Source organism: Herbaspirillum sp. WGmk3 (assembly GCF_023952535.1).
GTDB classification, from domain to species: domain Bacteria; phylum Pseudomonadota; class Gammaproteobacteria; order Burkholderiales; family Burkholderiaceae_D; genus Herbaspirillum; species Herbaspirillum huttiense.
On sequence record NZ_JAKYWT010000001.1, the window covers coordinates 971716 to 991660 of the forward strand.

General features: G+C 64.3%; 24 protein-coding genes. 17 read left to right on the forward strand and 7 right to left on the reverse strand.

Annotation, left to right across the window (positions count from 1 at the left end):
* Nucleotides 1-115 precede the first annotated feature (115 nt).
* Nucleotides 116-1867, forward strand: coding sequence for a glutamine--tRNA ligase/YqeY domain fusion protein (locus tag MKD49_RS04255; RefSeq protein WP_209567455.1), 1752 nt, complete (start codon nt 116-118; stop codon nt 1865-1867).
* Nucleotides 1868-2019: 152 nt separating this feature from the next.
* Complete coding sequence (locus MKD49_RS04260) at nt 2020-2382, forward strand: hypothetical protein (protein ID WP_039784286.1); 363 nt, start codon at nt 2020-2022, stop codon at nt 2380-2382.
* Nucleotides 2383-2441: 59 nt separating this feature from the next.
* On the opposite strand, the gene MKD49_RS04265 is transcribed toward MKD49_RS04260, so the two are convergent.
* The 3 genes from MKD49_RS04265 to MKD49_RS04275 form a co-directional block, all read right to left on the reverse strand.
* Nucleotides 2442-3455, reverse strand: coding sequence for a transporter (locus MKD49_RS04265; protein WP_121043372.1), 1014 nt, complete (start codon nt 3453-3455; stop codon nt 2442-2444).
* A 113-nt stretch (nt 3456-3568) separates the two neighbouring features.
* Nucleotides 3569-3802 (reverse strand): hypothetical protein, encoded by a 234-nt coding sequence (locus MKD49_RS04270; RefSeq protein WP_034334477.1) that lies wholly within the window; start codon nt 3800-3802, stop codon nt 3569-3571.
* A gap of 240 nt (nt 3803-4042) precedes the next feature.
* Nucleotides 4043-5338, reverse strand: coding sequence for a solute carrier family 23 protein (locus MKD49_RS04275; RefSeq protein ID WP_088756304.1), 1296 nt, complete (start codon nt 5336-5338; stop codon nt 4043-4045).
* Between the two features lie 298 nt (nt 5339-5636).
* Here MKD49_RS04275 and MKD49_RS04280 point away from each other — a divergent pair, with 298 nt between their 5' ends.
* The 5 genes from MKD49_RS04280 (at nt 5637) to sbcB (ending at nt 9666) form a co-directional block, all read left to right on the forward strand.
* Nucleotides 5637-6053, forward strand: a complete 417-nt coding sequence (locus MKD49_RS04280; protein ID WP_204726023.1) for a DUF2721 domain-containing protein — start codon at nt 5637-5639, stop codon at nt 6051-6053.
* Nucleotides 6054-6165: 112 nt separating this feature from the next.
* Nucleotides 6166-6468: an antibiotic biosynthesis monooxygenase gene (locus tag MKD49_RS04285; RefSeq protein ID WP_034335716.1), complete on the forward strand. Its 303-nt coding sequence runs from the start codon at nt 6166-6168 to the stop codon at nt 6466-6468.
* Nucleotides 6469-6671: 203 nt separating this feature from the next.
* Complete coding sequence (locus tag MKD49_RS04290) at nt 6672-7247, forward strand: DUF3828 domain-containing protein (protein ID WP_034335713.1); 576 nt, start codon at nt 6672-6674, stop codon at nt 7245-7247.
* Nucleotides 7248-7476: 229 nt separating this feature from the next.
* The gene (locus tag MKD49_RS04295) at nt 7477-8091 is read left to right on the forward strand and encodes a hypothetical protein (RefSeq protein ID WP_252695557.1); all 615 of its coding nucleotides are present in this window, start codon (nt 7477-7479) and stop codon (nt 8089-8091) included.
* Nucleotides 8092-8229: 138 nt separating this feature from the next.
* Nucleotides 8230-9666, forward strand: coding sequence for an exodeoxyribonuclease I (gene sbcB, locus MKD49_RS04300; protein WP_252695558.1), 1437 nt, complete (start codon nt 8230-8232; stop codon nt 9664-9666).
* A 15-nt stretch (nt 9667-9681) separates the two neighbouring features.
* Here sbcB and MKD49_RS04305 read toward each other — a convergent pair whose 3' ends face one another.
* Nucleotides 9682-10008 (reverse strand): DUF3861 domain-containing protein, encoded by a 327-nt coding sequence (locus tag MKD49_RS04305; RefSeq protein ID WP_121043385.1) that lies wholly within the window; start codon nt 10006-10008, stop codon nt 9682-9684.
* 34 nt (nt 10009-10042) lie between these two features.
* Nucleotides 10043-10672, reverse strand: a complete 630-nt coding sequence (locus MKD49_RS04310) for a PadR family transcriptional regulator (RefSeq protein WP_039784268.1) — start codon at nt 10670-10672, stop codon at nt 10043-10045.
* A gap of 242 nt (nt 10673-10914) precedes the next feature.
* Here MKD49_RS04310 and MKD49_RS04315 point away from each other — a divergent pair, with 242 nt between their 5' ends.
* Nucleotides 10915-11511: a peroxidase-related enzyme gene (locus tag MKD49_RS04315; protein WP_209582633.1), complete on the forward strand. Its 597-nt coding sequence runs from the start codon at nt 10915-10917 to the stop codon at nt 11509-11511.
* Between the two features lie 19 nt (nt 11512-11530).
* On the opposite strand, the gene MKD49_RS04320 is transcribed toward MKD49_RS04315, so the two are convergent.
* Both MKD49_RS04320 and MKD49_RS04325 read right to left on the reverse strand, forming a co-directional pair.
* Complete coding sequence (locus MKD49_RS04320) at nt 11531-12031, reverse strand: nucleoside 2-deoxyribosyltransferase (protein ID WP_252695559.1); 501 nt, start codon at nt 12029-12031, stop codon at nt 11531-11533.
* Nucleotides 12032-12086: 55 nt separating this feature from the next.
* Nucleotides 12087-14552, reverse strand: a complete 2466-nt coding sequence (locus MKD49_RS04325; RefSeq protein WP_252695560.1) for an acyl-CoA dehydrogenase — start codon at nt 14550-14552, stop codon at nt 12087-12089.
* A gap of 251 nt (nt 14553-14803) precedes the next feature.
* Here MKD49_RS04325 and MKD49_RS04330 point away from each other — a divergent pair, with 251 nt between their 5' ends.
* The 9 genes from MKD49_RS04330 to MKD49_RS04370 all read left to right on the forward strand — a co-directional run bounded on the left by MKD49_RS04330 (nt 14804) and on the right by MKD49_RS04370 (nt 19944).
* The gene (locus tag MKD49_RS04330; protein WP_121043397.1) at nt 14804-15685 is read left to right on the forward strand and encodes a neutral zinc metallopeptidase; all 882 of its coding nucleotides are present in this window, start codon (nt 14804-14806) and stop codon (nt 15683-15685) included.
* A gap of 39 nt (nt 15686-15724) precedes the next feature.
* Complete coding sequence (locus MKD49_RS04335; protein ID WP_039784256.1) at nt 15725-16105, forward strand: MAPEG family protein; 381 nt, start codon at nt 15725-15727, stop codon at nt 16103-16105.
* A gap of 14 nt (nt 16106-16119) precedes the next feature.
* On the forward strand, nt 16120-16407 hold the full coding sequence (locus tag MKD49_RS04340; protein WP_252695561.1) for a hypothetical protein: 288 nt from the start codon (nt 16120-16122) through the stop codon (nt 16405-16407).
* A 92-nt stretch (nt 16408-16499) separates the two neighbouring features.
* Nucleotides 16500-16721: an RNA-binding S4 domain-containing protein gene (locus tag MKD49_RS04345; protein ID WP_034335781.1), complete on the forward strand. Its 222-nt coding sequence runs from the start codon at nt 16500-16502 to the stop codon at nt 16719-16721.
* On the forward strand, nt 16718-17335 hold the full coding sequence (locus MKD49_RS04350) for a DUF924 family protein (protein WP_209582626.1): 618 nt from the start codon (nt 16718-16720) through the stop codon (nt 17333-17335). The genes MKD49_RS04345 and MKD49_RS04350 overlap by 4 nt, the downstream gene beginning before the upstream one ends.
* Before the next feature lie 92 nt (nt 17336-17427).
* Nucleotides 17428-17943 (forward strand): type IV pilus modification protein PilV, encoded by a 516-nt coding sequence (pilV, locus tag MKD49_RS04355; protein ID WP_252695562.1) that lies wholly within the window; start codon nt 17428-17430, stop codon nt 17941-17943.
* A gap of 35 nt (nt 17944-17978) precedes the next feature.
* Nucleotides 17979-18857 carry a PilW family protein gene (locus tag MKD49_RS04360; RefSeq protein ID WP_252695563.1) on the forward strand — a complete coding sequence of 293 codons (879 nt, stop codon included), beginning with the start codon at nt 17979-17981 and terminating at the stop codon, nt 18855-18857.
* Nucleotides 18854-19486, forward strand: a complete 633-nt coding sequence (locus tag MKD49_RS04365) for a PilX N-terminal domain-containing pilus assembly protein (protein ID WP_121043412.1) — start codon at nt 18854-18856, stop codon at nt 19484-19486. The genes MKD49_RS04360 and MKD49_RS04365 overlap by 4 nt, the downstream gene beginning before the upstream one ends.
* Nucleotides 19487-19488: 2 nt before the next feature.
* Nucleotides 19489-19944 carry a type IV pilin protein gene (locus tag MKD49_RS04370; protein WP_252695564.1) on the forward strand — a complete coding sequence of 152 codons (456 nt, stop codon included), beginning with the start codon at nt 19489-19491 and terminating at the stop codon, nt 19942-19944.
* Nucleotide 19945 lies beyond the last annotated feature (1 nt).

The following is a 19945-nucleotide window of genomic DNA, read 5'->3' on the forward strand; positions in this document are numbered from 1 at the left end:
CGCCTTGCCAACGAGCAAAAATTCCCGCAGGAACGGCCGCAACGCCCGTGGAACCGGGCAGCTGCGGTAAAATGCTTGCCATCTGAATAAACAGGCATTCCTCCCGATTCATCCCATGAGCAACGAACTGAAAAACGGTCACACCCCTGCCCCCTCCACCAATTTCCTGCGCGGCATCATCGAATCCGACCTGGTCTCGGGTACCTATGCCGAACGCAACAGCCAGGATGGCGAGGCCCTGCCGCAGGTGGTCACCCGTTTTCCGCCCGAGCCGAACGGCTATCTGCACATCGGGCACGCCAAGTCGATCTGCCTGAACTTCGGTCTGGCCGCCGACTACGCCGGCCGCTGCCACATGCGTTTCGACGACACCAACCCGGAGAAGGAAGAGCAGGAATACGTCGACACCATCCTGGACTCGGTCAAGTGGCTGGGCTTCTCCTGGGAGCATGAAGGCAAGTCGCACCTGTACTACGCCAGCAACTATTTCGACGTCATGTACGCCTGTGCCCAGGCCCTGATCCGCAAGGGCCTGGCCTATGTGGACGAGCAGAACGCCGAACAAATGCGCGAAAACCGCGGCACCCTGACCGAACCCGGCAAGGATTCGCCGTGGCGCGACCGTCCGGCAGAGGAGTCGCTGCGCCTGTTCGAGGAAATGCGCGACGGCAAGCATCCGGACGGCTCCATGATCCTGCGCGCCAGGATCGACATGGCCAGCCCCAACATGAACCTGCGCGATCCGGCCATCTACCGCATCCGCCACGCCACCCACCACAACACCGGCGACAAGTGGCGCGTGTACCCGATGTACACCTTTGCGCATCCCATCGAAGATGCGCTGGAAAACATTTCGCACTCCATCTGCACCCTGGAATTCGAAGACCAGCGCCCGTTCTACGACTGGCTGCTGGAACAGCTGGCCGAGGAAGGTTTCTTCAAGAAGCCGCTGCCGCATCAATATGAATTTGCCCGCCTCAATCTGACCTACATCATCACCAGCAAGCGCAAGCTGCGCCAGTTGGTAGACGAAAAGATCGTCTCCGGCTGGGATGACCCGCGCATGCCCACCATCGTCGGCCTGCGCCGCCGTGGCTACACGCCCGAAGCGATCCGCCTGATGTGCGACCGCACCGGCGCTTCCAAGAACAACAGCTGGATCGACTTCAGCGTGCTCGAAGGCGCGCTGCGTGAAGACCTCGATCCCAAGGCCCCGCGTGCCGTGGCCGTGCTGCGTCCCCTGAAGCTGATCATCGACAACTTCCCGGAAGGCGTGTCCATCGATTGCAGCGCCCCGGTCTATCCGCCGGCGCATCCGGAACATGACACCGCGCACCGCCACTTCCCGATTACCAAGGAACTGTGGATCGAGCGCGAAGACTTCATGGAAGAACCGACCAAGGGCTACTTCCGTCTCTTCCCCGGCAACAAGGTGCGCCTGCGCTACGGCTACGTGGTCGAATGCACCGGCTGCGACAAGGATGAACACGGCAACGTCATCGCCGTGCACTGCAACTACTTCGAAGACAGCAAGAGCGGCACCGAAGGCAGCTCCAACTACAAGGTCAAGGGCAACCTGCACTGGGTCAGCGCCGAGCACGCACTTGCCACTGAAGTGCGCCTGTACGACCGCCTGTTCTCGGACCCGCATCCGGACGCCGGCGGCAAGGACTTCCTGGCCGCCTTGAATCCGAACTCCAAGGAAGTCATCACCGCCTACCTGGAGCCGACCCTGAAGACCGCCAAGCCCGGCGAGATCTACCAGTTCGAACGCCACGGCTACTTCGTGGCCGACCGCGTCGATTCGACCGAGGGCCAGCCGATCTTCAACCGGGCCGTGACGCTCAAGGACAGCTGGGGCAAGTAAGCCTCAGCGCAGGCAGGACAAGACCCGACCCGGAAGGGGTCCGGCAGGGGAATACGGCCGCAAGGCCACGCGGGCGGCAGTGCGCCAGCCGCCCGTGCCAACGGGATGGCGCAGCTTGATGGCACAGGCCACAAGCGGAGCAAGGGGAACGCATGTTCGAGCAGATCAAGATCCAGCGCCTGTCGATGTCATCCATCTACAAGCTGCTGGCCGTGGGGACCACGTTTTCGCTGGTACCGTTTTCGACGCTGATGGGCGTGCTCTCGCTGTTCGGCGCACAGACCATCACCTGGGATGGCAAGCACCTGATCGGCTATGACGGCCTGATCGCCTCGCCCTTCATCGGCCTGTTCCTGTCGGCCTTCATCACCCTCTTCATGGGGACCATGTGCTGCATCGGCCTGTGGCTGTATTCCCTTTGGCGTCCGCTGTCGCTGAAGGTGGAACCGGTCGACAACCTGGACATCGACAAGCTCATTCGCGAGAGCGAAGAGGCCATGGCCACGCGCGACTGAGCAGCCTCGCGCCGGGCCGCCACCGCCGCCGCCCGGCTGCGGTTCAGAAGATCAGGGCATCAGAAGATCTTCATCCACTTCAGGAAGGCCACGGTGGCGACACCGAGGCCGCCCATCAATCCCATCACGATCCAGAACGAGGTCTCGTCATGCAGGCCCGGCAGACCTGCCACGTTCATCCCGAAAATCCCTGACACCAACGTGGCCGGCATCAGCAGCGCGGTCAGGACAGAGAGTGCCATCAGGTTGCGGTTCATCTGCTCCGACATCTGCGAGGCGATCTCTTCCTGCAGCAGCTTGGCACGTTCATAGACGGCTTCCACGGTGGAATGCAGTTCGTTGAGTTCATCCAGCGCATGGGTCAGGTCTTCCAGCGCCTCGCGTGGCACCCAGGCCGGGCGCAGCCGCTGGAACTGGGCCAGGATACGGCGTTCCGGCGCGATGAAGCGGCGCAGTTCGGCCAGCTGGCGGCGGATGCCGGAGAGCTCGGCACGGTCTTCGGCACGGCGGTCCGAGAGCACCGAGAATTCGATGTCGTCGACCTTGTCGTTGAGCTTGTCCAGGCGCGCATTGAAGCCATCGGCCAGGCAGCGCAGCAGCTCGGCGAAGAGGTCCATGGGATTGTCGAAGTCGCCGCCGTCGAGCACCTTCTGGCGCAGCATGTTGGTCGAGATCAGCGGCTGGGTACGCAGCGTCAACAGGCGCGTGCGATCCAGGTAGAAGTGCAGCGCGCCCTTCTCGGTGCCGGTGTCGCCGATCTCCATCTTCATATCGGTCAGCGTGCCATAGACCCCCTCGGGGGTGGCATGCAGGCCCGGATGGGTGTCGCTGCTCAACAAGAATTCAGTGATGTACTCGGGAATGTCGCTGTGATGGGCCAGCCATTGCTGGATCTTCACATCGGCCGTCTTGACGTGCAGCCAGGTGAAATCCGGCGCACTCGGATGATAGTCAACAACTTCATTCCAGTTCATCTGGCGCGCATGGCCGTCTTCGAAGCGGAAGGCGCAGATGAATCCGGCCGGCTCATAGAGCAGGTGCAGGGCTTGCGGGGTGTCCGGCGGATTGTGCATGGGCGGGCGGGTCGGGAATGGGCCAGGGGCAATGAACGACCCCGCATTCTAACCACCGCTTTTGACAAATTTGTGACAGCGCCGTGACGGCCGCTGCCCACAGCCGCGCCGGCTCAGTAATTGAAGTTGCGGTTACCCCAGGCTTCGCGGGCCGCACCGCAGACACGGATCTGTTCCTCGTTCATGCCCGAAGTGCCGTTGAGCTGGCACTGGTCGGAGACCGATTTGGCCTCCTCGATGTTCTTGCGGAAATAGGCGTAATCCTTCTTGCCGGCCACGGCGTCACAGGCCGACAGCAAAGGCAGGGCGATGCACAGCAGCGCTGGCAGGCGGAGGGCGGAGTTCATGCGGTGATTCCCCTGAAAGGCGGGCCAGGCCCGCGACAGGCAGCGGCCGGAATGCGCCTCCGGCCGGCCCTTCCCCGGGGCCGTAGCGGCGACGCTGCGCTGCAACGCGACAGAGTATAGACAGCCACTGAGGATTGCTCAACGGAAATCTTCACTCTCCTCACATCATGGTAGAACAAAAAAGGCCGGTCACCAGGACCGGCCTTGCCGCTGTTGCATCGGTGTCTTGTCAGGATGAAATCATCCGCGACGTTTCAGCAGGGCATGCAGGATGATGGCACCGAAGGTGGCAGTCCCGATGCCCCCCAGGGCGAAGCCGCCCATCTTGAGGGTGAAGTCGCCTGCGCCCAGCACCAGCGTGACGGCAGCCACGATCAGGTTGGTATTGTTGGAGAAATCGACCTTGTTCTCGACCCAGATGCGGGCACCCGACACGGTGATGAGACCGAACACCACGATCGACACGCCGCCCAGCACCGCGCCCGGAATGGTCAGGATGACCGCGCCGAACTTGGGCGAAAAGCCCAGCAGGATGGCAATGACAGCCGCCACCACGAAGACCAGGGTGGAGTAGATCTTGGTGACGGCCATCACGCCGATATTCTCGGCGTAGGTGGTCACGCCGGTACCGCCGACGCTGCCCGAGAGCATGGTGGCCAGGCCATCGCCGATGAAGGCGCGGCCGATGTAGCGGTCCAGGTTCTGGCCGGTCATGGCCGAGACGGCCTTGATGTGGCCCAGGTTCTCGGCCACCAGGATGATCGCGACCGGAGCCAGCAGTGCCATGGCGCTGCCCTGGAACACGGGAGCCGCGAAGTGCGGCAGGCCGAACCAGGCGGCATTGGCCACGGTGGAAAAGTCGATCGGCTTGCCCAGGCCCATGCCATTGGTCAGCACCGCGTAGAGCACATAGGCCAGCAGCAGGCCGATCAGGATCAGCAGGCGCTGCAGCATGCCGCGCGTGAACACCGCCACGAAGCCCACGCACAAGATGGTGGCCAGCGCCATCCAGCTGTCGAAGCTGCTGCCGGAGACGCCCTTGACCGCGATCGGTGCCAGGTTCAGGCCGATCACCGCCACCACCGCGCCGGTCACCACCGGCGGCATCAGGGATTCGATCCAGCGCGTGCCCACGCCGGAGACGATCAGGCCGATCACCGCATACACGGCACCACAGGCGATGATGCCGCCCAGTGCCACGCCGAGGTTGGCGTTGGGGCCGGAGCCGGCATAACCGGTCACGGCAATGACCAGGCCGATGAAGGAAAAGCTCGACCCCAGGTAGCTCGGCACGCGCCCGCCCACCAGCAGGAAGAACAGCAGGGTACCGACGCCCGACATCAGGATCGCCAGGTTGGGATCGAAGCCCATGAGCAGCGGGGCCAGCACGGTCGAGCCGAACATGGCCACCACGTGCTGCACGCCCATGGCCAGCGTCTGCGGCGCAGGCAGCCGCTCATCGGCGGCGATCACGGCCCCCTGGCCGTCGTTGGTGCTTTGGCGCAGCCGCCATTGGGGGAAATACGAACCCGACATGGAGATCCCTTTCGTTGTGGATTTGTTTTGATTTGTACGTGGATGTGGAACGGGGGCTAGTGTATTGAGCGACCGCACAAATAACAATTGCTGCGGCGCTGCCCCGCAAAAAAAATCCGTAAAAGATTTCGGCCGCCCGGCGCGCTGCTGCCCGGCGGTGCAAAAAGCGCGACTGCACCAGGCTGGCGCCCCAAAACAGACCGCCCGTTTGCGCAAACGCCGGCGACCGTTCCCGGGCATGTTTCTTGCGCCTCGGGAGAGGTTAGAATCACGTCCCCGATTGCTGCTTGCCATGTCGATGATCAACCTCACCACCCCTGCCCTGCTGTTTCCCGCGACCTCGCTGTTGCTGCTGGCCTATACCAACCGCTTCCTGGTGCTGGCGCAGCTGATCCGCAACCTGCAGAACCAGGGCCAGAACGATGAACGCGGGCTGGTGATCCGGCAGATCCTCAATCTCAGGAAACGCATCGTGCTGACCCGCTACATGCAGGCGCTGGGGGTCTCCAGCTTCATCATGTGCGCCGTCTCGATGTACCTGATCTTCGTCGACTTCAATCGCTGGGCCGAGGTGTTCTTCGGCATCAGCCTGATGCTGCTGGTGGCATCGCTGCTGGTGTCGCTGTGGGAAATCATGATCAGTACGCGCGCCATCGAGATCACGCTGGAAGACATGGCGCAGAAACTGGAGAAGCGCGACATCCTGGTCGAGTGAAAGCTTTTCAGGCAGGGTTCAATTCCGTTGAACGCCCGCTTCGGACGAACATGTGATAATCGAGCCGCCCGGTTTGTGCCGGGCACCCCTCGACTATGCACTGGAGACCTACATGATCCTGGAACTGGCGGACATCCGCATCCAACCCGGCAAGCAAGCAGAATTCGACGAAGCCATCCAGCGCGGCCTGGCGCAGACCATCAGCAAGGCGCGCGGCTATCTCGGCCACAAGGTCCAGAAAGGCATCGAATCGCCCGAGCGCTACCTGCTCATGGTGTACTGGGCCACCCTGGAAAACCATACCGTGGATTTCCGTGAATCGCCCGCCTTCACCGAATGGCGCGGCATCGTCGGCCCCTTCTTCGCCGGTGCGCCGGTGGTGGAACACTTCGCGCTGCTGACCGAATCCGCGTAAGACCGATGTGCGCTGACCGCGCCCGCCGAACAACGGAGACCCGCCGCGCTACCCGACCTGGCGCAGCGGAACGTTTGCGGCCTTCCCCTGACTAAAGGGCAGGCCCGGGGGGCTGGCCGAACCGGCCGCCCCTGCCGGCCTCACGACGATGATGTGCCGCCATGACAACAGCGCCGGTCCGCACCGCGCGCAGGAACACCAGAATGACCACACTGCTCCGTTTAGCCTCCCCCTCCGCTCGCCCTCTGCGCGCCACCGCCTGTGCGCTGGGCCTGCTGCTGGCCCTGTCCGGCTGCAACAACTTCAGTGGTGACGAACAGCAGCAGGCCGAGGTGATCGGCAACTTCTACCGCATCCATCTCAAGAACCACGCTCCCGGCCTGCCGTCGGCAGACGAACTCAAGCAGTTCGAGCCACTGGTCAGCCGTGCGCTGTACGCCCTGCTGACCCGCGCCGAAGCCGCCGACGTGCGCTACCACACCGTGGCCGGTGCGCAGGCCGCCCCCATCATCGAGGGCGACCTGTTCACCTCGCTGTATGAAGGGGCCACCTCCTTTGCCGTGCAATCCTGCGACAGCGAGGCCGACCGGGCTTCCTGCCAGGTCAGCTTCCGCTACCAGAAGGATGGCGCGGATGAATCCTGGAACGACAAGATCCTGCTGGTGCGCGAAGAGCGCCAGTGGCGCATCGACGATATCGAATTCATCGGCAACGACCAGTCCTCCCAGCGCGAATACCTCAGCGACAACCTCACCGACGCCATCCAGCAGGCCGAATGAGCCGGCCCGGCTCGCCGGGGCCGGTGCGCTGCGGAATTGGCGGCTTTTTGGCGGTGTGTTCCCGGTCTTCCTGCTGAGCCGCAGCGCGTAAGATGCCGCTCTGTCAGGCTGGTCGTGTTGCGCCCCTCGGGTCCCGCTGCGCACCGGCAGGCAGGAAATATCAAAATGACAATGGCATCATGAAACAACACGCCAGTGCGCACGCGCGGCTGGACCAGGGAGAATCGGATTGAAGCGGATCGGTAAGACACTCGTCGTCGCCGCCAGCCTGTTGCTTGCAGCATGCTCGGCCAATGAAGAGGGCAAGGCCAAGGAACTGGTGACGGAGTTCTACCAGACCCATGCCTCGAACCGTCCCTCGGGCGCCCTGACGCTGAAGGAACTGATTACCTTCCGCCGCTTCCTGTCGGTGCCGCTGTTCGATCTGTTGAAGGATGTCTCGGTGGCTGACGAAGCCCGTGCGACGCAGTCTGCCGCCGAAGTGGCAGCCGATCCCGATGCCGATCCCCTGCCGCCGCTGGTGCAGGGCGATGTCTTCACCGGCAACCCGAATGGCGCTTCCACCTTCCGCGTGGTCCAGTGCGAGGCCCAGGAGCGCGAAGCCAGTTGCGCCGTGGAACTGATCTTCAGTGACGCCAAGCTGCAGTCGCCCGCCAAATGGACCGACAAGGTCACGCTGGCCCGCGATGCGCGCGGCTGGGTGATCGACAACATCCTGTACGCCGGCGGCAACGCCCCCATGCGCAGCGGCACGCTGCAGGATGCGATGCGCAAGGTCCTCAAGCGCGACGCGGCCCCCATGGTGCCGCTGGCCCCCGCCGCTGCGCCTGCGCCAGCGAAGTGAGTTCAGGCCGGTCACGGCCCCTCCCCGGGCCGCAGGCCTTCAAAAAAGAACGGCTTCATCACGCCGCCTGCCCTTTGCGTGACGGCAAGGGCAGCGCAAGGCTCTATAATCGCGCGATTCCCTTAGAAGCCGTCCGCGATGTCCAATCACACCTTCCTCTGGCACGACTACGAAACCTTTGGCGCAGTACCGCGCCGCGACCGTCCCTCGCAGTTCGCCGCCGTGCGCACCGATGCCGAACTCAACGAGATCGGCGAGCCCATCATGCTGTATTGCAAGCCGGCGCCGGACTACTTGCCCGACCCGGTGTCCTGCCTGATCACCGGCATCACCCCGCAGCACTGCCTGGCGCACGGCGTCCCCGAACATGAGTTCGCCGCCCGCATCGAGCAGGCGCTGGGCGAGCCCGGCACCATCGGCGTGGGCTACAACACCATCCGCTTCGATGATGAAGTCACGCGCTTCATGTTCTGGCGCAACCTGATCGATCCCTATGCCCGCGAATGGGCCAACGGCTGCGGCCGCTGGGACCTGCTCGACGTGGTGCGCCTGACCTATGCGCTGCGCCCCGAGGGCATACAGTGGCCGACCAAGGAAGACGGCAGCGTCAGCTTCAAGCTGGAGCATCTGTCCAAGGCCAATGGCCTGGTGCATGAGGCGGCGCACGATGCGCTGTCGGATGTGCGCGCCACCATCGCCCTGGCACGCCTGATCCGCCAGAACAATCCGCGCCTGTTCGACTTCGCGCTGGCCTTGCACAAGAAGGACAAGGCCGCAGCGGAAATCGGCCTGCCGGCCGCCAAACCCTTCCTGCACGTCTCCGGCATGTTCCCGGTAGCCAATGGCTGCCTGGCGCTGATGTGGCCGCTGGGCATGCATCCGACCAACAAGAATGAAGTGATCGCCTGGGATCTCGGCTATGACCCGAGCGTACTGGCGGGCATGGATGCGGCCACCGTACGTGAACGCATGTTCACCAAGCGCGACGAGATGCCTGAAGGCATGGTCCGCCTGCCGGTCAAGAGCATTCACCTGAACAAGTCGCCGATGGTGGTCGGCAGCCTCAAGACGCTGTCTGCCGAGCGCGCCGCGCAGCTGAACATCGATGTCGACCTGGCCCTGCGCCACGCGGAAAAGGCCGCCGCCCTGCCCGACCTGGGCCCGCTGTGGCGCGAGGTCTACCAGCGCGAACACGAGGCGTCGCCGGACGTGGATGAAGATCTGTACGGCGGCTTCATCGGCAACGGCGACCGCCGCCAGCTGACGCAGCTGCGTGCCCTGCCGCCACAGGCGCTGGCCGGGGCCAGCGTAGCCTTTGACGATATGCGCTTGAATGAAATCCTGTTCCGCTATCGCGCACGCAACTTCCCCGAGACCTTGAGCCCCGAGGAAGCGCAGCACTGGGAAGAACACCGCGCTGCGCGCCTGTTTGAAGGCGCTGGCGGTGCGCGTACCGTCGCGCAACTGTTCGAGCAGATCGACCAGTTGCAGGAGGAGGCGGATGACGAACGCACCCAGGACATCCTCGGTGCGTTGTATGACTATGCGGAGATGATTGCGCCGGCCAATCAGTAAGGTCCGGCGCGCATCTTATTCGGAGGCGGCTTCGCCCTGCGCTGCGGCAGCGGCCTTGCCCTGCGACTTCAGCTTCATGATGAAGTCGCGCAAGGCCGGCTGGATGTCCTCAAACAGCGGATGCTTGCGATTCTTGAGCATCACCTCCGAGAACAGTTTCAAACCCAGCGCCAGCTGCGCGCTGGTGTCGCTGTCGAACTGCCCGTTGCCACGCAGGCGGGCGACGATACTGAAGATATCGTCATGGTTGCCGGCCTCGAAGCTCAGGGGCGCGTGCAAAGGCTGTCCCTCCGAGGCGGTGGCCAGATGCTCCAGGGTGATGCGGTAGCGATGTTCTTTCATGTGAAGTTCCTTTCCAAAATCCCGGATCGCCGGATCAGGCGCGTTCCACCGCCACGGCGGCGCGATCGATGATGTCGATGATGGCGTGCAGTTCTTCCTTGGCCAGCTTGCCCTTGGCCAGGCGCGTATGCAGGGCCATGCGGAAATTCTGCACGGCGCGGCGCAGTTCGGGCGAATCGGCGTCGGGACGCTCCTGGCGGCGCAATTCGAACTTGCGCAGCACCTGCTGCAGCAGCTCGGCGTTTTCCTTTTCTTCCAGATAGGCCTTGCCCTCGGCGCTGAGGGTGTAAAGCTTCTTGCCGCCATCCTCGCCCTGCACCGAGGCATGGCCCATTTCTTCCAGCAGCGTCAGGGTCGGGTAGATCACGCCGGGGCTGGGGCTGTAGCCGCCGCCGACCAGTTGCTCGATGGCCTTGATCATGTCGTAGCCGTGGCGCGGCTTTTCCTGCAGCAGATGCAGCATCACGATGCGCAACGCGCCCTGCTCGAACATGCGCGCACCGCGTCCGCCGCCGCCTTCACGGCCACCGGGGCCATGATGGCCACGCGGACCGCGCGGCTCGTCATCTTCAAACAGGCCGCCGCCATGATGCGGGCGGTCGTGACGCTGGTGCTTGGGGCCGTGGCCGGGTTCGCCGGGTTGATTGAATAAATGCTTGAACATGGTATTTCCTTATTGTCAGGTGGCTGAGGCAGCGACTGACGCACGCTGCGGGTCGATCGATATAGCCAAGATATATCTTAATTCGCCGCATTTCAAGATATATCTTAATAATATTTCAGAAAGGTTTCCAAAAAGGAAATCTAAAGCAAAAAGCTTCACCGTCAGTCCGGCGACATTACCTGTGGGCCAGAAGTGCTAAGTTCTTGATGCAGCATCCACAACAAATGAACAAGGAGACAAGCATGACCCCAGCCACCGCTCCCGATGCGCCCATCGGCCGCTTTCCCATCCCCGATCTTCATACCCTGCCGGAGGACATCCGCAGTCGCATCCTGGCCGTGCAGGAAAAGTCCGGATTCATCCCCAACGTGTTCCTGGTGCTGGCGCATCGTCCGGATGAATTCCGCGCCTTCTTCGCTTATCACGATGCGCTGATGGACAAACCCGGCGGCCTCACCAAGGCCGAGCGCGAGATGATCGTGGTGGCCACCAGCAATGCCAACCAGTGCCAGTACTGTGTGGTGGCGCATGGTGCCATCCTGCGCATCCGCGCCAAGGACCCGCTGCTGGCCGACCAGATCGCCATCAATTACCGCAAGGCCGATATCAGCGCGCGGCAGAAGGCCATGCTGGACTTCGCCATGAAGGTCTCGGCCAGCGCCTGGGCTGTCAATGAAGAGGATTTCGCCACGCTCAAGGCGCATGGCTGGAATGAGGAAGATGCGTGGGACATGGCCGCCATCGCGGCCTTCTTCGGCATGTCGAACCGGCTGGCCAACGTGACCAGCATGCGGCCCAATGAAGAGTTCTACCTGCTGGGGCGCCTGCCCCAGCAGTGAAGCAGGAAAGCGGTGGCGATCAGCGCTGGCCCGCGTGCCAGCGCGCTACCCTTTGCAGGCAGTCATGCACGTCGCCTTGTACCAGCTCGGCGGCATGCGCCAGCATGAGGTTGCGCGGCAGGCCGAAGTCCTCGATGAACATGCCGTCATGGCAGACGCCCGGTTCAGCCTGCGGCACCTGTTGCAGCAAGTCTTGCGCAGGCGTGTTGTAGCACCACACCTTCTTGCCGCGCCCGACGGCATAGCCGATCTCGAAGACCGTGCCCGAGTCCGGCTCATGGCCACGGAAATCGCACACATTGGCCACCACATAATCGGCGGAGTCGATCAGGGCCACGTTGATCTCGTAGATGCGGCGCGCCACCTCGGCCTTGCTGTCGCCGCTGACCTCGTCATCACCCGGGCACAGGGCGACCAGCCCGAGGTCGGCGCACCACTGCTTGATCTGCAGTTTGTGCTGCGCATAGTCGCGCTGGAAGACGTCGGGGCCGGCCATGTAGATGCGGGGCTGCGGGGTCATGGTTCATCCTGTGGAATACGCGGGAACCGGCAGGATAACGCAAACCTTCATCTCCTTATGAACGCTGCTGCGCCACGATCTCCGCACGGTCGAAATCTGCGCCGAAGTCATCGACCTGCACGCTCTGGTCGCCATAGTGGGCAAAGGCATCGACCGCTTCCTTCTCCTGCTGCGAGATCAGCTGGCGTTCCAGCGCCAGCGCACTCCAGGCCGGGACTTCCAGCAGGCTCTGCGGCATCGGCGGCAGCTTGCCTTCCTTGATGTCGGACTTGAGGCGATGCTCAAGTTGCTGCACCACCGGCGCGAGCACGAAGGCTTTCTCGCCGCAGGCCAGCGGATCGCCCTCGCGCGGCAGGTAGGCACCGGCCACCAGGCGGTTGCGGCTCTCACCCGGGGTCTGCATGGCCTGGGCCACGCGCGTGCCGAGCACATCGGAAGGCTTGCGATACGGCAGGCCCAGCGGGAAGATCAGCACCCGCAGCAGTACCGCGATGAACGGATTGGGGAAGTTGTGCAAGACATCGATGATGGCTTCCTGGGCGCGATGCAAGGCATCCTGCACCGACCAGTCCACATAGGGCAGGTCTTCTTCCTGCCGGCCGTCATCCTCGAACCGCTTCAGTACCGCCGACACCAGATAAAGCTGCGAAACCACATCCCCCAGCCGTGCCGATATCCGTTCGCGGAATTTGAGCGTTCCGCCCAGCACGCCCATGCTCACATCGGTGAGCAGCGCAAAGGCCGACGACAGATGCACCACCGCACGGAAATAGCCCTGCGTGGCACGTGCGGCATGGCTGGACGAGGGCAGCAGCCAGCCCCGGCTGATGCCGCCCACGAAGCTGCGCGCGGCATTGGCAGCCACGAAGGAGAGATGCCCGAAGAGCAGGCGGTCGAATTCCTGCACGGCGCGCTCGCGGTCTTCATCGGCGGCGGTGGCCAGCTCCTGCAGGACGTAGGGATGGCAGCGGATCGCGCCCTGGCCGAAGATGATGAGGCAGCGCGTCAGGATATTGGCCCCTTCCACAGTAATGGCGATGGGCACCTGCTGATACGCGCGCGCCAGGAAGTTGCCCGGCCCCATGCAGATCCCCTTGCCGCCGATCACGTCCATGCCGTCATTGACCACCATGCGCCCGCGCTCGGTGACGTGGTACTTGGAGATGGCCGAGATGACCGAGGGCTTCTCGCCCGCATCCACTGCCAGCGCCGACAGGCGGCGCGTGGCATCCATCATGTAGAGATGCCCGCCCATGCGCGCCAGGGCCTCCTGCACGCCTTCGAACTTGCCGATCTCGATCTTGAACTGGCGTCGCATGGCCGTGTAGGCGCTGGTGCCACGCACGGCCAGCTTGGAAAAACCGACGCTGGAGGACGGCAGCGAAATCGCCCGCCCTGCCGCCAAACATTCCATGAGCATGCGCCAGCCGCGTCCGACCTGCCCGGCACCGCCGATCACCCATTCCATCGGAATGAAGACATCGCGCCCCTCGGTCGGCCCGTTCTGGAAGACGGCATTGAGCGGCCAGTGACGGCGTCCGGTGATCACGCCCGGATGGTCGGTCGGGATCAGGGCGCAGGTGATGCCGGGTTCGGCATCGCTGCCCAGCAGGCCATCCGGATCGCGCACGCGGAAGGCCAGGCCCAGCACGGTGGCAATCGGTGCCAGGGTGATGTAGCGCTTGCTCCAGGTGACGCGAAAGCCCAGCGTCTCGCGGCCCTCATGCTCGCCCTTGCAGACGATGCCCACATCGGGAATGGCGGCCGCATCCGAACCCGCATAGGGACTGGTCAGCGCAAAGCAGGGAATCTCCAGCCCCTGCGCCAGGCGCGGCAGGTAATGATTTTTCTGGGCGTCGGTGCCGTAATGCAGCAGCAATTCGGCCGGACCCAGTGAATTGGGCACCATCACCGCGATGGCCGCAGCCGAACTGCGCGAGCCCAGTTTCATCACCACCTGCGAATGCATGTAGGCCGAGAACTGCTTGCCGCCGTATTGACGCGGAATGATCATGCCCAGGAAACCCTTGTCCTTGATGAACTGCCAGGCGTCGGGCGGCAGGTCCTGGGTCTTCACGCTGGTGTCCCAGTCGCTGACCATGGCGCACAATTGCTCGACCTCGTTGTCGAGGAAGCTCTGCTCTTCCGGCGTCAGGCGCGGCGCGGGCAGGTCGAAGAGGCGCTTCCAGTCCGGCTTGCCGGAGAACAGTTCGGCATCCCACCAGACGGTACCGGCCTCGATGGCATCGCGTTCGGTGGCGGACATGCGTGGGGCGATCTTGCGGAACAGGTCCAGCGCCGGACGTGTCATCAGCGACTGTCGGACGGACTTGATCGCCACCAGCAGCGTGGGCGTGAAGAAAAGGATGGCCAGCAGCACCAGCACCGGCAATTCGATATCGGCCAGGCGCGCGCCCAGCCAGATCAGGACCGCTTCAGCGACCAGCCAGACCCAGGCGCTGGCGCGCATCATCATGAGGGCCAGCGCGCCGGCGATGAGAAGAATGAGCCAGATGATCATGTCGTCTCCTGTACTGTTGTCGTTGTGAGCGTTAGGAATGCAGGCTGCCGGGAACAGTGTGGCATCGATTGCCGACAGCGCCAAGCCGCTCCATGCTTTGTCACCCTCCTGCTGCCTCAACCTACACCGCCAGCTCATCCGGCGGAATCGGACAGAGCAACCTCACACGGTCAGACAACGTCCGACATGCCGCGGCCCATGCCATCCATTACAATCGCGCCATTGCAGACTGCAGCACCGGAGAACACATCATGAAATGGGAAGGCAATCGCGAAAGCGACAACGTGGAAGACCGCCGTGGCGAGGGTGGCGGCGGGGGTGGCGGTTTTGGCTTCGGCGGGCGCTCCATCGGGCTGGGCACGGTCGCGGTGGCGCTGGTGGCCTCCTACTTCCTGGGCATCAACCCGCTGACCATGCTCAACCTGCTCTCCGGCGGCGGCTCGCCTGCGCCGGTGCAACAGCAGGCACCGGCCCACAAGCCTTCGCCCAATGACCAGATGGCGCGCTTCGTCTCGACCGTCCTGGCCGATACCGAAGATACCTGGGGCCAGATTTTCGCCAACAACGGCAAGCAATATGTGCGGCCCAAGCTGGTGCTGTTTTCCGGCAGCACGCCGACCGCCTGCGGTACCGGCCAGACCGCCACCGGCCCCTTCTACTGCCCCGGCGACCAGAAGGTGTATATCGACCTGTCGTTTTATGAACTGATGAAGCAGCGCTTCAAGGTGTCCGGCAATTTCGCGCAGGCTTACGTGATCGCGCATGAAGTGGGGCACCACGTGCAACACCTGATGGGCATCTCCGACAAGGTCGATGCTGCCCGCCGCAATGCCACCGAAAAGCAGGCCAATGCCATGTCGGTGCGGCTGGAACTGCAGGCGGACTGCTTCGCCGGAGTCTGGGCCTATCACGCCAACCAGGCGCGTCACATCCTCGAAGAAGGCGATATCGAGGATGCCTTGAATGCCGCCTCGGCCATCGGCGACGATGCCCTGCAACGCCAGGCGCGCGGCGTGGTCGTACCGGATTCCTTCACCCATGGCAGCTCGGCGCAGCGCGTGACCTGGTTCAAGCGCGGTATTTCCGAAGGCAAGGTCAGCGCCTGCAACACCTTCGCTGCCAAGGAACTTTGATTCACTGACAACTGACATCACAACGAGGAGACCTCCTGCATGACCCTATCCTACTGGTGCATCCTGATTGCCGGCCTGATGCCGGTGTTCACCATCGCCGTGGCCAAGTATGGCCGGCGCGACTTCGACAATGCCGAACCGCGCGCCTGGCTGGACAAGCAGACCGGCGTGCGCCGCCGCGCCGACTATGCGCACCGCAACCACTTCGAAGCCTTCCCCTTCTTCGCTGCCGCCGTGCTGGTGGCGCAGCAAGTGGGCGCAGCGCAGGGACAGATCGATAGCGCCGCGCTGGTCTTCATCGCCGCCCGCATCCTCTACACGGTGCTGTACCTGACGGACAAGCCCTCGGCCCGTTCGGCGGTGTGGATCATCGGCTACCTGAGCGTGATTGCGCTGTTCGTCATCGCTGCGCGCGCCTGAGACGGGAAGCTTCGATGAGCCATCCTGCCGCTTCCCGACTGCATTTCATGCGTGCATCATTGGATGCCCTGCGCACCGGCCAAGGCAATATCGCCAGCCTGTGCAGTACCTGGCGGGCCCAGGAAGAGGTCATGACCGCCCTGCCGCCGCGCTATCGCCAGGTCGCCGAAGACCTGCTCGGCCGGCTGGAAGCGGGCAGCCTCTTCACCGAAGAAAGCTGTTCCTTCAGCCAGAAGGACCTGACCGACAGCCTCTCCACCTGGCTGGACAAGGCGCAGCAAACGCTGGAAAGCGCCACCTGAACGTCGGGGCGGCTGGACAAATGGCCGCGCCGGGCGTACCGTACCGGTCCCCCGTGCCGCCTGTTGCGGCCGGGGTTTCCGAAAGAAAGCACATGCAAAAGATCACCTTCCCGCTGCAGGGCCATCCCTACGTCGAACTGAACCAGCTGCTCAAACTCTGCGGCCTGTGCGACAGCGGCGGTGCCGGCAAGCAACTGGTGGCCGACGGCCAGGTCAAGGTCGACGGCAAGCTGGAAACCCGCAAGACCTGCAAGATCACCGTCGGCCAGAAAGTCACCCTGGGCGACGTGCAGATCACGGTGCTGGCCGAATGAGCCCGCACGCCGGCGTCGACGCGATACTGGACTTCTGGTTCGGCCCCGATTGGGAGCAGCTCCCCCCGCATCAGGTGGCCGAACGCCAGAAGAAACTCTGGTGGAGCAAGAACCCCGACATCGACGCCGAATGCCGCACCCGCTTCGCCCCCCTGGTGCAGCAGGCGGCCGCCAACCAGCTCGATGACTGGACCGAATCCCCGCGCAGCATGCTGGCCCTGGTCCTGTTGCTGGACCAGATGCCGCGCAACATCTACCGCGACACCGCCCAGGCCTTCGCCCACGATGAACTGGCACGCCAGTGCAGCCATCTGGCGCTGGCCATGGGCCTGGATGCAGACTTGCCGCCGCTGGCCCGGGTGTTCCTCTACCTGCCGCTGGAACACGCCGAAGACCTCGACGACCAGGAGTACGTGGTACAGCTCATGGGCGCACTGGCCAAGGCGGCCAGCGCCGAAGACAAGGCGACCTTTGACGGCTATGCCGACTATGCGCGACGACACCATGCCGTGATCGCGCGCTTCGGACGCTTCCCCCACCGCAACCGCATCCTGGCGCGCGAGAGCACGCCGGAAGAAGTCGACTTCCTCAAGCAACCGGGCTCTTCCTTCTGAAGTTTTCGATAGCAGCGCACTGATTCGGGGTTTTGCTGGAGCGGCATTTTCTTTTTCCCTAGACTCGCGGGCTTTCCTTTCCAGGATTTCCCATGCGCGGTCGCTCCCCAGGTTTCTCGATGATGGAGGTGCTGGTGGCCATGCTGGTCATCGGCACCGGTGCGCTGGCCATCGCCATGCTGCAACTGCACGCGCTGCGCAGCAGCCAGGACAGCAGCCTGCACGCCCGTGCCACCCTGCTGGCGCAGGAACTGGCCGAATTGCGCGCAGCCTTGCCGGCCAGCGCTGGCGTCGCCGATCCCCTGTTGTTTTCCCTCGCGGCGGGCAAGCCGTTCACGGCCCATGCCGATTGCGAACAGAGTGCCTGCAGCCCGGCCGATTTCGCCCGGGCCAGCCTGGCCGACTGGAGCGGCCGGCTGGTCCGCGATTTCCCGCAAGCGCGCGTCACCGTCTGCCGTGACGGCCCGCGCCCGCCCCCCGAAGACTGGCGCTGCGACGGCCTCGAAAGCAGCCCTGCCGTCCTGAAGATGGCCTGGCATCGCCCCGGCGCGGCCAAGGGGATGGCCGTTGCCGCCGCGCCGCTGGTGAGCCTGAACCTGGGCCGCTGACGATGCCGGCCCGGCCCCTCTTCCCGACGCGCGCGATGCATCTGCATGAGGCCGGACTGACCCTGGTCGAACTGATGATTGCGCTGGCCATCGGCCTCCTGGTGGTGCTGGTGGCCGGTACGCTGCTGCAGCAGGCGCGTGAGGCTTACCAGGAGATGGACGATGCCGGCCGCGTCGAGGAAACCGGCCGCGTGGCCCTGGATCACCTGCAACAAGTGTTGCGCCAAGCCGGCCATCTGCCGCTGGAAAGCCTGCCCGACGGCAGCTCGCCCGCCCTGCTGCCGGGCCTGCGCGGGCTGGATGACAGCCGCCAGGCCGACGCCCTCGATCCCGCCGCCGGACTGTTCGGCAGCAGTACCGGTGACGGCGTCAACCACAGCGATCTCCTCATGCTCGGTTTCTTCGGTGCCCCGCGCGGCAGCCATGCCGAAATCAGCCACTGCAGCGGCGCGCAAGCTCCGGTGGGCAAGCCGGAAGAAGCCGCGCGCCACTGGGTCATCTACTACATCGCACCCGGCACCGGCGACGAGCCCGAGCTGCGCTGCCGCTACCAGGGCAAAAACGGCAACTGGACCTCGGACGCCATCGCCCGTGCAGTGGAAGCCATGCAATTGCGCTATGCCATCGACAGCGATGGCGATGGCCGTCCAGATCGCTGGCTGGATGCCTCGGCCATGCCGGGCGAGGCCTGGGGCCGGGTGATCCTGGTGCGCATCGCGCTGCTGGTGCGCGGCGTACAGCGACGGCCGGCCGCGCCGGGCAGTGAAACCCGCAGCTACGACCTGTTCCTCCCCGGCCGACGCAGCGATCCGGCGTGGCGCGTCACCGAGACCGGGCAGGAGCAGCGGCGGCGTGCGGTCTTTCAAGGCAGCGTCATGCTGCGCAACCTGTCCATGGCGGAGGCCGGGAAATGAAGAGGCCACCATGTCACCCGCGCCAGCGCGGTGCCACGCTGATGATCACGCTCATGCTGCTGAGCGTGATCCTGTTGCTGGGTGCGGCCACCACCTCACTGCTCCTGCTGGAGGAACGCGGCGCGCGCAACCATCGCGAACGTGCCCAGGCCAGGCTGGCCGCCCAGGCGGCGCTGGAAGATGCCTGCGACGACCTGCGCTACCACCGCCAGATCGATCCCGGGCAATTCACTGCCAGGCGCGCCTGCCGCAGCGATGCCGCCGGTGCCGGCCTGTGCGTGGGCCAACACGACCGCGCCGGCTGGGAGCCTGCACAACTGCATGGGCCCGACGCCCTCTCGGCCACCTACGGCCAGTTCACCGGACGGCGCTATCGCGCCCTGCCCGGCGTGGCGACGCCGCGTTATCTGATCGAACGTCTGGCGCCGAAGTCCGACAAGAGCCCCAGCAAGCTCCCCGACGACGAAGAGGCTCCCACCCTCTATCGCCTCAGCGCCGTCGGCTACGGCCGGCAGGGTGCCATCGTGGCGCTGCAGGCGCTGGTGCAGTTGCCAGCCCGGCCCGGCAGCATGCCCGCCAGTTGCCCGCTGCGGGCCTGGCGTCCTCTCTATCTTCCCTTGACGGAATGACCATGCACCCTCCCTTGCGCTCCTCTCCCGCTCCGGCAAATGGCTTCACACTGCTGGAAATCCTGGTCAGCCTGGCCATCGTGATCCTGCTGGCCGGGCTCGGCTGGAACGGTTACCTTCACATCGTCAAGAAAGCCAGCCGCGCCGAAGGACGCGCGGCCATCCTCCACGTGCTGCTGCAACAGGAACGGCACTACGCCTACCAGCATCGCTACCGGCCCTTCCAGCCGGGCAGCGCGGCCCAGGGGTTCAAGTGGTATTCCGGGGCCACGCCGCAAACCAGCGCCTATGCCCTGTCCGCAAGGGCCTGCGAGGATGAGGATCTGGCCAGCTGCGTGCTGGTCATCGCCACGCCGGGCGGCAGCGGCGTCAACACCGCCTATGAAGATGCCCAATGCGCCGTGCTGCAAGCCGACAACCGGGGCAATCGCCGCGCCGACGGCAAGGAGTGCTGGTGAC

What these genes read in the sequence shown, in the direction of transcription:
- MKD49_RS04305 (WP_121043385.1), bottom strand. Translation starts at nt 10,008, where the DNA reads ATGAAAGAACATCGCTACCGCATCACCCTGGAGCATCTGGCCACCGCC.
- MKD49_RS04265 (WP_121043372.1), bottom strand. Translation starts at nt 3,455, where the DNA reads ATGCACAATCCGCCGGACACCCCGCAAGCCCTGCACCTGCTCTATGAG.
- MKD49_RS04255 (WP_209567455.1), top strand. Translation starts at nt 116, where the DNA reads ATGAGCAACGAACTGAAAAACGGTCACACCCCTGCCCCCTCCACCAAT.
- MKD49_RS04275 (WP_088756304.1), bottom strand. Translation starts at nt 5,338, where the DNA reads ATGTCGGGTTCGTATTTCCCCCAATGGCGGCTGCGCCAAAGCACCAAC.
- MKD49_RS04285 (WP_034335716.1), top strand. Translation starts at nt 6,166, where the DNA reads ATGATCCTGGAACTGGCGGACATCCGCATCCAACCCGGCAAGCAAGCA.
- MKD49_RS04325 (WP_252695560.1), bottom strand. Translation starts at nt 14,552, where the DNA reads ATGATCATCTGGCTCATTCTTCTCATCGCCGGCGCGCTGGCCCTCATG.
- MKD49_RS04310 (WP_039784268.1), bottom strand. Translation starts at nt 10,672, where the DNA reads ATGTTCAAGCATTTATTCAATCAACCCGGCGAACCCGGCCACGGCCCC.
- MKD49_RS04350 (WP_209582626.1), top strand. Translation starts at nt 16,718, where the DNA reads ATGAGCCCGCACGCCGGCGTCGACGCGATACTGGACTTCTGGTTCGGC.
- MKD49_RS04320 (WP_252695559.1), bottom strand. Translation starts at nt 12,031, where the DNA reads ATGACCCCGCAGCCCCGCATCTACATGGCCGGCCCCGACGTCTTCCAG.
- MKD49_RS04340 (WP_252695561.1), top strand. Translation starts at nt 16,120, where the DNA reads ATGAGCCATCCTGCCGCTTCCCGACTGCATTTCATGCGTGCATCATTG.
- pilV (WP_252695562.1), top strand. Translation starts at nt 17,428, where the DNA reads ATGCGCGGTCGCTCCCCAGGTTTCTCGATGATGGAGGTGCTGGTGGCC.
- MKD49_RS04280 (WP_204726023.1), top strand. Translation starts at nt 5,637, where the DNA reads ATGATCAACCTCACCACCCCTGCCCTGCTGTTTCCCGCGACCTCGCTG.
- sbcB (WP_252695558.1), top strand. Translation starts at nt 8,230, where the DNA reads ATGTCCAATCACACCTTCCTCTGGCACGACTACGAAACCTTTGGCGCA.
- MKD49_RS04365 (WP_121043412.1), top strand. Translation starts at nt 18,854, where the DNA reads ATGAAGAGGCCACCATGTCACCCGCGCCAGCGCGGTGCCACGCTGATG.
- MKD49_RS04270 (WP_034334477.1), bottom strand. Translation starts at nt 3,802, where the DNA reads ATGAACTCCGCCCTCCGCCTGCCAGCGCTGCTGTGCATCGCCCTGCCT.
- MKD49_RS04330 (WP_121043397.1), top strand. Translation starts at nt 14,804, where the DNA reads ATGAAATGGGAAGGCAATCGCGAAAGCGACAACGTGGAAGACCGCCGT.
- MKD49_RS04315 (WP_209582633.1), top strand. Translation starts at nt 10,915, where the DNA reads ATGACCCCAGCCACCGCTCCCGATGCGCCCATCGGCCGCTTTCCCATC.
- MKD49_RS04335 (WP_039784256.1), top strand. Translation starts at nt 15,725, where the DNA reads ATGACCCTATCCTACTGGTGCATCCTGATTGCCGGCCTGATGCCGGTG.
- MKD49_RS04345 (WP_034335781.1), top strand. Translation starts at nt 16,500, where the DNA reads ATGCAAAAGATCACCTTCCCGCTGCAGGGCCATCCCTACGTCGAACTG.
- MKD49_RS04290 (WP_034335713.1), top strand. Translation starts at nt 6,672, where the DNA reads ATGACCACACTGCTCCGTTTAGCCTCCCCCTCCGCTCGCCCTCTGCGC.
- MKD49_RS04370 (WP_252695564.1), top strand. Translation starts at nt 19,489, where the DNA reads ATGCACCCTCCCTTGCGCTCCTCTCCCGCTCCGGCAAATGGCTTCACA.
- MKD49_RS04360 (WP_252695563.1), top strand. Translation starts at nt 17,979, where the DNA reads ATGCATCTGCATGAGGCCGGACTGACCCTGGTCGAACTGATGATTGCG.
- MKD49_RS04260 (WP_039784286.1), top strand. Translation starts at nt 2,020, where the DNA reads ATGTTCGAGCAGATCAAGATCCAGCGCCTGTCGATGTCATCCATCTAC.